General features: G+C 68.2%; 15 protein-coding genes. 4 read left to right on the top strand and 11 right to left on the bottom strand.

Features of this window, described 5'->3' with window-relative positions:
• Positions 1 to 573, top strand: a 573-nt coding sequence (locus tag JHC79_RS14500) for an ABC transporter permease subunit (RefSeq protein ID WP_296391969.1), incomplete at its 5' end; no start/stop codon positions are given.
• A 28-nt stretch (positions 574 to 601) separates the two neighbouring features.
• Here the strand turns inward: JHC79_RS14500 and JHC79_RS14495 are convergent.
• The 8 genes from JHC79_RS14495 to pgsA form a co-directional block, all read right to left on the bottom strand.
• Entirely contained in the window at positions 602 to 1,219 is a 618-nt protein-coding gene (locus tag JHC79_RS14495) for a regulatory protein RecX (RefSeq protein WP_296391967.1), read from the bottom strand.
• A gap of 13 nt (positions 1,220 to 1,232) precedes the next feature.
• Positions 1,233 to 2,279 carry a recombinase RecA gene (gene recA, locus JHC79_RS14490; protein ID WP_296391964.1) on the bottom strand — a complete coding sequence of 349 codons (1,047 nt, stop codon included), beginning with the start codon at positions 2,277 to 2,279 and terminating at the stop codon, positions 1,233 to 1,235.
• Positions 2,280 to 2,589: 310 nt separating this feature from the next.
• Positions 2,590 to 2,784, bottom strand: a complete 195-nt coding sequence (locus JHC79_RS14485) for a DUF3046 domain-containing protein (RefSeq protein ID WP_296391962.1) — start codon at positions 2,782 to 2,784, stop codon at positions 2,590 to 2,592.
• Between the two features lie 11 nt (positions 2,785 to 2,795).
• Entirely contained in the window at positions 2,796 to 3,974 is a 1,179-nt protein-coding gene (locus JHC79_RS14480; protein ID WP_296391960.1) for a glycosyltransferase, read from the bottom strand.
• Positions 3,975 to 4,000: 26 nt separating this feature from the next.
• Positions 4,001 to 4,189: a hypothetical protein gene (locus JHC79_RS14475; RefSeq protein ID WP_296391958.1), complete on the bottom strand. Its 189-nt coding sequence runs from the start codon at positions 4,187 to 4,189 to the stop codon at positions 4,001 to 4,003.
• 137 nt (positions 4,190 to 4,326) lie between these two features.
• Entirely contained in the window at positions 4,327 to 5,130 is an 804-nt protein-coding gene (locus tag JHC79_RS14470) for a PspA/IM30 family protein (protein WP_296391956.1), read from the bottom strand.
• Between the two features lie 170 nt (positions 5,131 to 5,300).
• Entirely contained in the window at positions 5,301 to 5,606 is a 306-nt protein-coding gene (locus JHC79_RS14465) for a helix-turn-helix transcriptional regulator (RefSeq protein ID WP_296391955.1), read from the bottom strand.
• 148 nt (positions 5,607 to 5,754) lie between these two features.
• Positions 5,755 to 6,393 (bottom strand): CDP-diacylglycerol--glycerol-3-phosphate 3-phosphatidyltransferase, encoded by a 639-nt coding sequence (gene pgsA, locus JHC79_RS14460; protein WP_296391953.1) that lies wholly within the window; start codon positions 6,391 to 6,393, stop codon positions 5,755 to 5,757.
• 181 nt (positions 6,394 to 6,574) lie between these two features.
• On the opposite strand from pgsA, the gene JHC79_RS14455 reads away from it, so the two are divergent.
• Together JHC79_RS14455 and JHC79_RS14450 are read left to right on the top strand one after the other, a co-directional pair.
• A complete protein-coding gene (locus JHC79_RS14455; protein WP_296391951.1) occupies positions 6,575 to 7,093 on the top strand; it encodes an amino-acid N-acetyltransferase in 519 nt (172 codons plus the stop codon).
• A 47-nt stretch (positions 7,094 to 7,140) separates the two neighbouring features.
• A complete protein-coding gene (locus JHC79_RS14450) occupies positions 7,141 to 7,425 on the top strand; it encodes a YciI family protein (protein WP_296391948.1) in 285 nt (94 codons plus the stop codon).
• 64 nt (positions 7,426 to 7,489) lie between these two features.
• On the opposite strand, the gene JHC79_RS14445 is transcribed toward JHC79_RS14450, so the two are convergent.
• Both JHC79_RS14445 and JHC79_RS14440 read right to left on the bottom strand, forming a co-directional pair.
• Positions 7,490 to 8,494, bottom strand: a complete 1,005-nt coding sequence (locus tag JHC79_RS14445; protein ID WP_296391946.1) for a TerC family protein — start codon at positions 8,492 to 8,494, stop codon at positions 7,490 to 7,492.
• 253 nt (positions 8,495 to 8,747) lie between these two features.
• Positions 8,748 to 11,339, bottom strand: a complete 2,592-nt coding sequence (locus JHC79_RS14440; protein ID WP_296391945.1) for a DNA translocase FtsK — start codon at positions 11,337 to 11,339, stop codon at positions 8,748 to 8,750.
• A gap of 31 nt (positions 11,340 to 11,370) precedes the next feature.
• On the opposite strand from JHC79_RS14440, the gene JHC79_RS14435 reads away from it, so the two are divergent.
• On the top strand, positions 11,371 to 11,691 hold the full coding sequence (locus tag JHC79_RS14435) for a hypothetical protein (RefSeq protein WP_296391943.1): 321 nt from the start codon (positions 11,371 to 11,373) through the stop codon (positions 11,689 to 11,691).
• 18 nt (positions 11,692 to 11,709) lie between these two features.
• Here the strand turns inward: JHC79_RS14435 and JHC79_RS14430 are convergent, their stop codons facing one another.
• The gene (locus JHC79_RS14430; protein ID WP_296391941.1) at positions 11,710 to 12,330 is read right to left on the bottom strand and encodes a TIGR03085 family metal-binding protein; all 621 of its coding nucleotides are present in this window, start codon (positions 12,328 to 12,330) and stop codon (positions 11,710 to 11,712) included.
• Positions 12,331 to 12,383: the final 53 nt, after the last annotated feature.

Here is a 12,383-nt window from a genome sequence, read left to right as displayed (position 1 = left end):
TGGCTCTCCGGCGGTGTCGTCGAGTTCTTCCGGGCCATCCCGGTGCTGATCCTGATGATCTTCGCCTACTACCTGTTCGCCCAGTATGCGGTGTTCCCGTCACAGCAGCTCGCACTCGCCGCCGTGGTCACCGGCCTGACCCTCTACAACGGTTCGGTCATCGCCGAGATCATCCGGTCGGGTATCAACTCTCTGCCGTCGGGGCAGGCGGAGGCCGCGAACTCGTTGGGGCTGCGCAAGTCCCAGCTGATGCGGTTGATCCTGCTCCCCCAGGCGGTCACCGCGATGCTTCCCGCGCTCATCTCGCAGATGGTCATCGCGCTGAAGGACAGCGCGCTGGGATACGCCATCGGCTACATCGAGGTGGTCCGGTCCGGCATCCAGTCGGCGTCGTACTACGGCAACTACCTGCCGGCGCTGGTCGTGGTGGCGATCGTGATGATCATCATCAACTTCACCCTCTCGACGCTCGCCACGAACGTCGAACGCCGACTCCGCGAGGGCAAACGGGCCAAGTCCGACGACCTGCCCACCGCGCAGGACGCGATCCCGGGTGTGGCCGTCGAGAAGTGAGCCCGGCCGACGACGGGCGCCGGGGCTCTCAGCAGCGGCGGCGCTCGTCGAGCGCGGTGCGGACCAGTTCCATCGCGATACCGGGACCGTAACCGCGTCGGGCGAGCATGCCGACGAGCCGCCGGAGATGTCTGTCGCGTTCGGCGCGGTCGTCGAGTGCGTCGATCGGAACGCGCCCGATCTTCTTGTCGAGCAACTCCGCGGCACGGGCGCGCTCATCGTCGTCGTCGATGGTGCCCACCGCCTCGGCGATGATGCCGGGATCGACTCCCTTGGTGCGCAGTTCGTGGCGTAGGGCGGTACGTCCCTTGGCACTGTACGTGTGTCGGGCACGGACCCACTGATGGGCGAAATCGCGGTCGTCGACCAGACCGACGCCGGCGAGCCGGTCGAGAACCGAGTCCACCTCGGCGGGCTCGAAGTCCTTGTCGAGCAGTCGGGTCCGGAGCTCGTGTCGGCTACGGGCCCGGACACCGAGCAGCCGCAGGGCGCTGTCGTATGCGGTCGCCCCGCCGCTCTGCGCACCGGGAGACGGCCCTGCCGACGCCGCCGGGTTCGGCGTCGTCGGCAGGGTGGTCTGCTCGGTGCGGGCGAGGATCTCGCGGGTCGCGTCGTCGAGACGCGCGCGGACATCCCGGTCCGTCATGGTGTGCGCAGGATCAGAAGTCGATGGGGGCAGGAGCCGGGACCGTGTCGTCGGCGGTCAGGACCGCACCGATACCCAGCTTCTCCTTGATCTTCTTCTCGATCTCGTCACGGACGTCGACGTTCTCGAGCAGGAACTTGCGGGCGTTCTCCTTGCCCTGCCCGAGCTGATCGCCCTCGTAGGTGAACCACGAACCCGACTTGCGGATGAACCCCTCGGTGACGCCGAGATCGATCAGCGACCCCTCCTTGCTGATCCCGTGGCCGTACAGGATGTCGAACTCGGCCTGCTTGAACGGCGGCGACACCTTGTTCTTGACGACCTTGACGCGGGTGCGGTTGCCCACGGCGTCGGTGCCGTCCTTGAGGGTCTCGATACGACGGATGTCGAGACGGATCGACGCGTAGAACTTCAACGCCTTACCGCCCGTGGTGGTCTCCGGCGAACCGAACATGACGCCGATCTTCTCGCGCAGCTGGTTGATGAAGATCACCGTGGTGCCCGAGTTGCTCATGGCGCCGGTGATCTTGCGGAGCGCCTGGCTCATCAGACGTGCCTGCAGGCCGACGTGGCTGTCGCCCATCTCGCCCTCGATCTCGGCGCGGGGCACGAGCGCCGCGACGGAGTCGACGACCAGGATGTCCAACGCGCCGGAGCGGATCAGCATGTCGGCGATCTCGAGCGCCTGCTCACCGGTGTCGGGCTGCGACACCAGCAGTGCGTCGGTGTCGACACCGAGCTTCTGCGCGTAGTCGGGGTCGAGCGCGTGCTCGGCGTCGATGAAGGCGGCGATACCGCCGTTGGCCTGGGCGTTGGCCACCGCGTGCAAGGCGACGGTGGTCTTACCCGAGGACTCCGGTCCGTAGATCTCCACGACGCGGCCGCGGGGCAGCCCGCCGATACCCAGCGCGACGTCGAGTGCGATCGACCCGGTGGGGATCACCTCGATCGGCGCACGGACCTCGTCGCCCAGGCGCATCACCGAGCCCTTGCCGAAGTTCTTGTCGATCTGCGCCAGCGCCAGATCCAGCGCCTTTTCGCGATCCTGCGATCCTGCCATGGGGTGTCTCCTGATCATCGGTTCATCGGTGGTTGTTCTCCACCGATGGTCATCGGCATGAGGTGGCCTGCGGATCGCCGCTGCGATCGTCGGTGTGCGTCACGCTAAACCGGGCCACCGACAGCGGCGGAAAATCCTCACGCCGTGCTGTGGATGAACAGCATCTGTGGAGAGATCCGGCGGTCACCTCGGTGGAGGTCACGTGTTCGAACAACCCCAGACTAGGCGAACATCTGTTCGATGCAAGCAGGTGACGCCGTGACACGCCGAGTGGCCGCCGATCCGACCCATGAGGGTCGACCGGCGGACCTCACCAGCGTTCGCGGGGAACGTCGAACTCGCGGCAGAGGGCGACCCAGACCTGTTTGGGATCGATGCCGGCCTCGAGCGCCTCGGCACCCGTGCGACCGCCGAAGTCGATCAGGACGTGGTCGCGCAGCATCGAATCGGCGGTGAGGCTGCCGAACTCGGTCGCCATCAGCTCGGAGAACTCGGTGAGACGCATCGCCGTCGAGGTTAGTCGTCGATCACCGATCGGCACACCGCGACCGGGTCGGCGAGACCGGTCGCGCCGTCGGCGGCACGGCGTGCCGCGTCCGCCGCATCGGGATCGGCCAGGATCGTCAGGCACGCCGCCCGCAGGGTCTCCGCTTCGAGCGGTCGGACGAGCGCGCCGCTGCCCTGTCGGACCACCCGGTTGGCGAGCTCCCACTGGTCACCGCCGCCGGGGACGGTCACCACCGGTACGCCCGCGAGCAACGACTTGGCCAACATCCCGTGTCCCCCACCGCAGACGACGAGGTCCGCATGCGCGAGCAGGGCATCCTGGCGGCCCGTCCCGGCGACCGCCCACGGCGGCAACGTCGCGGTGCCGTGTCGCAGGGCGGAGACGACCACACGCACGGCGACACCGGTGTGTACGGGATCGAGGGCCTCGAGGGCGACGTCGACGAGGTCGGCGACGCCGGTCGTGGCGGTCGACGGCGCGACGACGATCAGCGGACCCGATCCGGTCGGCGGGGTGAACACCTGTCGGGTCGGCTCCCACAACAGCGGACCGACGACGTGGGCGTCGGCCGGCCAGTCCGGTCGGGGCACCTCGAGCGCGGGGAGTGTGGCGACGAGTCGCGCCGCCGGCCCCGGGGATGCGGCGGGTAGTCCGATCGATTCGCGCGCAGCTCCCCGCTGCCGATCCCCCTGCGTTCGTGAGCGTGTCGTCGCCGCGCGCATGAGGCGGTCCCGCAGCCGGCCCGACAGGCCGGTGCCCGGTGCCAGTCCGCTGCCGATCGGCGGCAGGCCGACGGACGGTTCGTAGAGCGGGTGCGGCGACAACTCGATCCACGGGACGCCGAGACGCTCGGCGGCCCATCCACCGCAGACGGTGATCACGTCGCAGACCACCAGATCGACCGGATCGGCCCGCAGCACCGGGGTGAGCTCGATACACATCCGCGCCGCGCGGATGCTCAACTTCTCGCCGGCATCGGCGTCGTCGTCGGTGTCGAGCACGTCGAGACCGGGCAGCTCGGCCATCGTGACGCCATCGGGGATCGGCCGGGTCGGTCCGTTCCCGGGCAGCCAGGCCGTGCCGGTGAACACCGTGACCGTCTCCCCCGCCGCGACGAGGCGTCCGGCGAGTGCGATCGCCGGGATGGCGTGTCCCGCATCGGGTCCTGCCACGATCGCGATCCGCACCGATGCGTTCCTTCCGGGAGCTCCCGCTAGATCGTCGGCGGACCCGAGACCTTCTCGGGCGACTCACCCGATCGACTGAACCACTTCACCACCGTGACCACGCCGACGGCGATCAGGCCGACGATCGCGATGGCGACGAAACCCTTGACCGCCGCCACGATCAGACCGAAGAACAACCACACCACGAGGATTGCGAGCGCGATCTTCCACCACATGACATCTCTCCTTGCCCGAGCCGGTCCGATACCGGCCCGATGCATCCAGCGTGGCAGCGCGACGGCGCCGCGTCACCGCCGTGGAGCGAAGACGGGGGAAAGATCAGGGATCACCCTGACGGGGTGGTCGACGTGCGTCAGGCCTGTTCAGGGCGCTTACGGAGATCCGGGTTGCCCTGCTCGACAGCCGGGGTCGAGGTGCTCGGACCCGCGATCGCCTCGTTCGCCATCTTCGCGCGGATCTCCTCGAGACGCGAGTGCCCGGCCATCTGCACCGTCGCCTGCTGGACCTCCATCATCCGGCCACCGACGGTGTTGCGGGACAGCTCTGCCGACCCGAGGGCCGTCGCGTAGCGACGCTCGATCTTCTCGCGGACCTGCTCGAGGTTGGGGGTGTTACCCGGTGCCGACAACTCACTCATCTGCTGCAGCGACGACGACACCTGCTCCTGCATCTTCGCCTGCTCGAGCTGGCTCAGGAGCTTGGTGCGCTCGGCGAGCTTCTGCTGCAACATCATCGAGTTCTGCTCGACGGCCTTCTTGGCCTGCGTCGCCGCCTGCAGCGACTGGTCGTGGAGGTTCTTGAGATCCTCGACGCTCTGCTCGGCGGTCACCAACTGGGCGGCGAACGCCTCGGCGGCGTTGCTGTACTCGAGCGACTTGGCGGTGTCGCCGTTGGCGGTCGCCTGATCGGCCAGGGTGATGGCCTGCCGGGTGTTGGCGCCGAGCTTCTCGACCTCACCGAGCTGACGGTTCAACTTCATCTCGAGCTGGCGCTGGTTGCCGATCACGGCGGCGGCCTGCTGCGAGAGTGCCTGGTGCTGACGCTGCGCGTCCTCGATCGCCTGCTGGATCTGGATCTTGGGGTCGGCCTTCTCGTCGATCGTGGCGTTGCCGTACGCCATCATGTACCGCCAGGCCTTCACGAATGGGTTTGCCATTGGTTCCTCGATCTCTCGATTGCCGGATCGGAGGCCCCGCCCCGATCCACGGACGGATCTGCTTGGCACCAATCTAGCCGTTCGCCACCCGGGCGTGGCCGTGACCGACACACACCGCCGCACCGGCCGGCTCATGGGAGGACGGTCGCCCTCGAGCCTCGGGCCGGCCGTCAGGCCGCGGTGAGGGTCGAGGTGTCGGTGGGGGCCGGGATCACGACGCGCGTGTCCTCGGCGATGGTGGTGCGCAGCTTGAGCGAGTTGCCGACGTCGAGCAGCACCTCGGCGATCTCCACGTCGAGCGCGTCGCAGATGGCGGCGAGCAGTTCGCTCGACGCCTCCTTCTGGCCCCGCTCGATCTCGGAGAGATACCCGAGGCTCACCCGCGCATTGCTGGACACCTCGCGCAGAGTGCGCCCCTGATCCGTCCGGACCCGGCGCAGACTGCCACCCAGAGCCTCACGAAGTAGCACTGCCATTTGAGTCCTCCTCACGTACTCCGGGTTCAACGCGGCGGGTGTCGATACAGTTCCCGATCCCGTCCGACGTTCTACGGTGCTGCCGAGATTAGTGGAATGTGCGCGCGGTCGCCCGGATGAGCTGGTGGGTCGTGGCGTGCGGTGGGGCTCAGCCGGCTCGGCGTGCGCGCGCCGAGCCCTCGGCCCGTAGTCGGACCGCCCGCCAGACGTAGTCGAAGCCGGTGATGACGGTGGCCACGATGGCCGCGACCATCACCGCGACGGCCACCCAGTGCAGCGGTCCGGGCAGCGGCAGGATGTAGAGCCCGATCGCCACGACCTGCAGCAGTGTCTTGAGTTTGCCGCCGCGGCTGGCCGGGATGACCCCGTGGCGAAGGACCCAGAACCGCAGCAGCGTCACCCCGACCTCACGCGCGATGATCAGTGCGGTGATCCACCAGTTCAGGTCGCCCAGCAGCGACAGCGCCACCAGCGCCGAGCCGATCAGGGCCTTGTCGGCGATGGGGTCGGCCATCTTGCCGAAGTCGGTGATCAGGCCTCGCTGCCGGGCGATCCGTCCGTCGTAGCGGTCGGTGATCGCCGCCAGGGCGAACACGGCCCAGGCCGCCACCCGCCACCACGGGTTGTGACCGCCGTCGGCGAACAGCGCGGCGAGGAACACCGGCACCAACACGATGCGGAAGACGGTGAGGATGTTGGCGATGTTCACGATGGGCACGTTGCTGACCGGATCGGCGATGGGATCGGCGTCGGTCGGCTTCATCGAGTTCCGCAGGCGATCGGTCATGGTGCGATCCCGCCGCGAACGGGTACCGATGCCGCGGCGTCACGACATCGCGGTCGCGCCTCGATGCGTCGCAGATCACCCACTCGGTCAGAATATCGGGGTATCACCCCGACCGGCCGCGCAGGTCCACCTGCACGTGGCCACGTGTCTCGAACCGGCGCGACCGTACTACTGTGCTCGCATGGCAGACGATGACTCCGCCGGCACCGACATGGTGGTTCGCAGGGCTCGTACCTCCGACGTCCCGCGCATCAAAGAGGTCATCGACCAGTACGCGGGCCGGATCCTGCTGGAGAAGAACCTCGTCACGCTGTATGAGGCCGTCCAGGAGTTCTGGGTCGCCGAGATCGACGGCGTGATCGTGGGATGTGGTGCCCTGCACGTGTTGTGGGCCGACCTCGGTGAGGTGCGCACCGTGGCCGTCGACACCTCCTACGCCGGCCGCGGTATCGGCCACCGGCTGGTCGCCCGGCTCATGGACGTGGCGCGCGAGCTGCAACTGACCCGCGTCTTCGTGTTGACGTTCGAGACCCACTTCTTCGCCCGCCACGGGTTCACCGAGATCGACGGCACGCCGGTGACCGCCGAGGTCTACGAGGAGATGTGCCGCTCGTACGACGCCGGTGTCGCGGAGTTCCTGGACCTGAGCTACGTCAAACCGAACACCCTCGGCAACACCCGCATGATCGCCGCGCTCTAGCCCTGTCGACCCACCGCCGGCGACGCCGGGGAACGGAGAACACCACGATGACCGTGTTCGCGGTGGAGTACACGTACTCCGCGACCACCACCGACCTGCGCGACGAGCACCGCGCCGAGCACCGCGCGTGGCTGGCCCGGCTGGTCGACGAGGGCACCGTCCTCGAGTCCGGCCCCTACCCAGACGGCAGTGGCGCCCTGCTGATCTTCCGCGCCGACGACGCCGATGCGCTCGCGGTCATCCTGACCGATGACCCGTTCCACGGCGTCGAGGCGATCGCGGGCACACAGGTCACCGAGTGGAAGCCGCTCTTCGGGCCACTCGCCCCCTGAGACGGGCGAACCCCGCACCACCGTGAGGGGTGGGCGGGGTCCGCGGCGTGGTCCGAGCAGCCGATCAGCTGTTCGAGACCTCGTGCTGTTCCTTCTTGTCGTTCGACCTCGCCTTGATGAGGCTGGCCACCGTGGTGATCACCAGGACACCGACGATGATGCTCAGCGACAGTCCGGTGGAGATCTCCGGCACCGTGATGTGCTCGCCACCGTTGAGGAACGGCAGCGTGTTCTCGTGCAGTGCGTGCAGCACGAGCTTCACACCGATGAAGCCCAGGATGATCGACAGACCCCACGACAGGTACACGAGGCGATCGAGCAGTCCGTCCAGCAGGAAGAACAGCTGACGCAGACCCATCAGGGCGAACGCGTTCGCCGTGAAGACGATGTACGGCTCGGTGGTCAGGCCGTAGATCGCCGGGATCGAGTCCAGCGCGAAGAGCACGTCGGTGAAGCCGATGACGATGAGGACCATCAGCATCGGGGTCGCCAGTCGCTTGCCGTTGATCTTGGTGAACAGCTTGTCGCTGTTGTACTCGTCGGTGGTGCGCAGATAGCGCTTGACGAAGCGCATGATCGCGCTGTCGCCTTCCTCCTCGTCGTCCTCCGACGCCGTGGCCTCACGGATGAGCTTGACGGCGGTGTAGATGAGGAACGCGCCGAACAGGTAGAACACCCAGCTGTAGGCGTTGATGGCGGCGGCGCCGACGGCGATGAAGCCACCGCGCATGACCAGGGCCATCACGATGCCCAGGAGCAGCACCTTCTGCTGGTACTCGCGGGGGACCGCGAACTTCGCCATGATGATGACGAACACGAAGAGGTTGTCGACCGACAGCGCCTTCTCGGTGATGAAGCCGGCGTAGTACTCACCGCCGTAGGTCCCGCCCCACTGCCACCAGACGAAGCCACCGAAGATCAGCGCGATCGTGATGTAGACCGCCGACCAGGCTCCGGACTCCTTGAGCGACGGGGCGTGTGGTGTGCGCACATGGGCGAAGAAGTCGAAGATGAACAACCCGAGGATCACCACGAGGGTGATGATCCAGGTTGTCGCGGACACGTTCATACGGTAAATCCTCCAGCTGACCGAACACGGGTGCCAGAGGTCTCTCCCGCCGTGTGGATGACCACTCGGCCGACGTCCCGGAACGTCACATGGTCCCGGTGATGGCACCGGTCCGATGACGAACGTATTGACGAGATCGCCGCGACAGGGATACTCCCCTCGAAAGCAAAATTTACTTTACCTTTGGCCCGAGAGTGCTGCCACATGCACAGGTCAGGGGCTTTCGGCTTCGGACAAATCCGTCAGGACGCGTTCAGTCGGTCTCGCCGCCGCCCGCCACGCCGCCGTTGATCGAGGCGATGACCCCCGCGAGATCCTCCGGCTTCACCAGCACCTCGCGCGCCTTGGATCCCTCGCTCGGGCCGACCACCCCGCGGGTCTCCATCAGGTCCATCAGGCGGCCCGCCTTGGCGAATCCGACGCGCAGTTTGCGCTGCAGCATGGAGGTCGACCCGAACTGGCTGCTCACGACGAGCTCGATCGCCTGCAGCAGGTCGTCGAGATCGCCGCCGATGTCACCGTCGATGTCCTTCGAGTCGGACACCTTCTGCGCGGTCACGCCCTCCTGGTACTGCGGATCGCCCTGTTCCTTCGCGAACTCGACGACCGCCGAGATCTCCTCATCGGTGATGAACGCCCCCTGCATGCGGATCGCACGGTTGGCCCCCATCGGGATGAACAGCCCGTCACCCATGCCGATCAGCTTCTCCGCGCCCGGCTGGTCGAGGATGACGCGTGAGTCGGTCAGCGACGAGGTCGCGAACGCCAGACGCGACGGGACGTTGGTCTTGATCAGACCGGTGACGACGTCGACCGAGGGCCGCTGTGTGGCCAGCACGAGGTGGATACCCGCGGCACGGGCCTTCTGGGTGATGCGCACGATCGCGTCCTCGACGTCCTTCGGCGCGGTCATCATGAGGTCGGCGAGCTCGTCGACGATGGCGAGGATGTACGGGTAGGGACGGTAGACACGCTCGGATCCCAGCGGGGTGGTGATCTCGCCCGACCGCACCTTGGAGTTGAAGTCGTCGATGTGACGGACTCGAGAGGCCTTCATGTCCTGGTAGCGCTGCTCCATCTCCTCGACCAGCCAGGCCAGCGCGGCGGCGGCCTTCTTGGGTTCGGTGATGATGGGTGTGATCAGGTGCGGGATGCCCTCGTACGGCGTGAGTTCCACCATCTTCGGGTCGATGAGGATCATCCGGACGTCGTCGGGCGTCGCCCGGGTCAGCAGCGACACCAACATCGAGTTCACGAAGCTGGACTTGCCCGAACCGGTCGAACCCGCGACCAACAGGTGCGGCATCTTGGCCAGGTTGGCGCTGACGAACTCGCCCTCGATGTTCTTGCCCAGGCCGATGACGAGCGGATGGGAATCCTTGCGGGTCGAGGGGTCCTTGAGGACGTCGGCGAGACGGACCATCTCACGGTCGGAGTTGGGGACCTCGATGCCCACCGCGGACTTGCCCGGGATCGGGGCCAGCAGACGGACGTTGTCGGTGGCCGCCGCGTAGGCGATGTTGCGGGCCAGCGCGGTGATCTTCTCGACCTTCACGCCGGGGCCGAGTTCGACCTCGTACCGGGTGACCGTGGGTCCCCGGGTGAAGCCGGTGACCGCGGCGTCGATCTTGAACTGTTCGAGCACCGCCGTGATCCGGTCGATCATGTCGTCGTTGGCGGCGCTGCCCATCTTCGGCGGGTCGCCGTCGATCAGCAGGGACGCCGGCGGCAGCCGGTAGTCGCCCTCGACGGCGCGCTCCACCAGTTCCTCGAAGTCGTCGGAGACCGGTGCGACCGGTGTCGGGGCCGCCTTCTTGGGGGTGGCGGCGGCACGCCTGGGTCGACGGGCGACCACCTCGGTGGGCTGCGCGGCCTCCGCAGGCGGGGCCGCACGGACACCGTCGTCGATGAGGGGTTCGGTGAGCGCATCGCCCGCGGTGACGCCACCGCGGCGACGCAGCCGCGTGGTCGGTGCGACGTCGGAGACCGTGTCGTCCGGCGGGTAGTTCGCGTACGGGTCGTCGCCGTAGGGCGCACCGGCGAGATCGTCGGCGTAGCGGTCGTCGTCGTAGCGCTCCGGGCCCAGGTCGTCGGGATAGTCGAGATCGTCGTGCAGACGGCCGATCCCGAGATAGTCCCGCGCACGGTCGACCGCCTCGCGCACGGTCATCCGCAGCCCGAGCAGCACACCGAACACGATGCACAGCAGCAGGATCGGGATGGACACCCACACGGTCAACCCGCTCGTGAGCGGTCCGGCGGCGGCGAAACCCAGGAAGCCACCGGCCCTCAGGCGCCCGTCGAACGCCACGGGCGCGCCTGCCACCAGATGCCAGAGGCCCAGGACGGGCAACCCGATCAACAGCGCGGTGCCGATACGCCGACCGCGCTGCGCCGGATTGGGTCCACGCCGCATCAGGGCGATGCCCAGCCCGGCGGCCGCCACGGGCACCAGCAGCGCGGCCTGCCCGACGATCGAGCGCACCACGGTGTCGACGAAGGCGCCGATCGGACCGGCGGCGTGGAACCAGACCCCGGCACCGATCAGGATGGCCGCGGCGATCAACGCCAGGGCCACCCCGTCGCGGCGATGCGTGTGTTCCGGCGACGGTGCGGCCGCCGCGGCCGAGGCGGGCTCGTCGTCGTCGAGATCGAGGTCGGGGATCTCGAGATCGTCGTAGCGGTCGTCGACGGCGGCACCGGCCGCGCGACGCCCACCACTCGGTGACGATCCGACCCTGGCCATGCCCCCGACGCCACGGGCCATCATCAGCCACCCGGCCCCGACACCACGACCGACCGATCGGACGACCGAGCCGTGCGGGGCGTCGTCGGTCGGCGTCATCGCCGCCGTGCGGGCGGTCTGTGACCTACCGGTGGAGCGTGTCGACGCCGGCGACCGCTTCGCGGCGGTGCGCCCGGTCGCGCGCGACCCGGTGGAACGGGAACCGGTGGAGCGGCTGCTCGCCGCCGAGGCCGACCGCGAACGGGCCGTCGACGCCGCTGAACCGGTCTTTCCGGCCGCACGCCGAGTGGACGACCCCGACGAGGTGCGCTTCGCGGCCGCAGTGGAGCCGCGGGCCGTGGACTTGGGGCTCATGCCGCTCAGGATAAACCGCATCCGTCACATAAGCCTCGCGCGCCTCACTGGTTACCGGGGGCGTGTCCCTTTTGTGACCCGACCGGCGCGCCGGTGATCGGCCCGCCGAGTCGGATCATGCGCTCCGGTCGGAGGCCTTGACCGCGGCGACCGCGGCGTCGTCCCCGGTGAACTCGCAGGCGACCTCGTCACGACCGAACGCGAACAGCAGCAACTCACCCGGTTCCCCGGTGATGGTGACCGACGGGCCGGAACCGACCGTGGTGACCGTGTCTCCGTCGGGGGTGCGCAACTCCACCCGCGCGGGCGCCGAGCCCAGGCTCTTCCTGGCGATCAACGGCAACGGGCGTCGCAGGGCGGCGGTCAGGTCCGGGTCCAGCGGTCGGACGGTCCAGCCGGTGACCGCCCGACGGACGTCCTCGTGGTGGACGAACATCTCCGCCGCGTTGACGAACCGGTCCAGCGGGCGCAGCGGCGAGTACCACGGCGGCCCCGACGCCAGCTGGTCGACCAGCGCGGTCCAGTCCCGGCGGGCATAGCCCTTCTGTACCCGCTCGGTGTATCCCGCCAACGGCGGCAGCAGGATCCCCGGCGCGGCGTCGAGCCGTACCTCACGGATCACCATGTGTGCGGTGATGTCCCGCGTGGCCCACCCCTCACACAGGGTGGGCGCGTCCGGCCCGGACAGGCGCAGGGTCTCGACGAGAGCGGCGCGTTCGGCGCGTGCAGCGGTCATCCGTCGACCCTAACGTCCGCACGGTCCGTCCCACCGGGCGAACCGTGCGGTCG

The sequence above is a fragment of the Williamsia sp. genome (assembly GCF_016462415.1).
GTDB lineage: Bacteria > Actinomycetota > Actinomycetes > Mycobacteriales > Mycobacteriaceae > Williamsia_A.
Note: the sequence above shows the minus strand (reverse complement) of the source record. Positions and strands in the feature narration are given on the sequence as shown.

Excerpts from the sequence above, each read along its gene's own strand:
- JHC79_RS14495 (WP_296391967.1), bottom strand. The coding sequence starts at position 1,219 with ATGACGGACCGGGATGTCCGCGCGCGTCTCGACGACGCGACCCGCGAG.
- recA (WP_296391964.1), bottom strand. The coding sequence starts at position 2,279 with ATGGCAGGATCGCAGGATCGCGAAAAGGCGCTGGATCTGGCGCTGGCG.
- JHC79_RS14485 (WP_296391962.1), bottom strand. The coding sequence starts at position 2,784 with ATGCGTCTCACCGAGTTCTCCGAGCTGATGGCGACCGAGTTCGGCAGC.
- JHC79_RS14475 (WP_296391958.1), bottom strand. The coding sequence starts at position 4,189 with ATGTGGTGGAAGATCGCGCTCGCAATCCTCGTGGTGTGGTTGTTCTTC.
- JHC79_RS14470 (WP_296391956.1), bottom strand. The coding sequence starts at position 5,130 with ATGGCAAACCCATTCGTGAAGGCCTGGCGGTACATGATGGCGTACGGC.
- JHC79_RS14465 (WP_296391955.1), bottom strand. The coding sequence starts at position 5,606 with ATGGCAGTGCTACTTCGTGAGGCTCTGGGTGGCAGTCTGCGCCGGGTC.
- pgsA (WP_296391953.1), bottom strand. The coding sequence starts at position 6,393 with ATGACCGATCGCCTGCGGAACTCGATGAAGCCGACCGACGCCGATCCC.
- JHC79_RS14455 (WP_296391951.1), top strand. The coding sequence starts at position 6,575 with ATGGCAGACGATGACTCCGCCGGCACCGACATGGTGGTTCGCAGGGCT.
- JHC79_RS14450 (WP_296391948.1), top strand. The coding sequence starts at position 7,141 with ATGACCGTGTTCGCGGTGGAGTACACGTACTCCGCGACCACCACCGAC.
- JHC79_RS14445 (WP_296391946.1), bottom strand. The coding sequence starts at position 8,494 with ATGAACGTGTCCGCGACAACCTGGATCATCACCCTCGTGGTGATCCTC.
- JHC79_RS14440 (WP_296391945.1), bottom strand. The coding sequence starts at position 11,339 with ATGACGCCGACCGACGACGCCCCGCACGGCTCGGTCGTCCGATCGGTC.
- JHC79_RS14430 (WP_296391941.1), bottom strand. The coding sequence starts at position 12,330 with ATGACCGCTGCACGCGCCGAACGCGCCGCTCTCGTCGAGACCCTGCGC.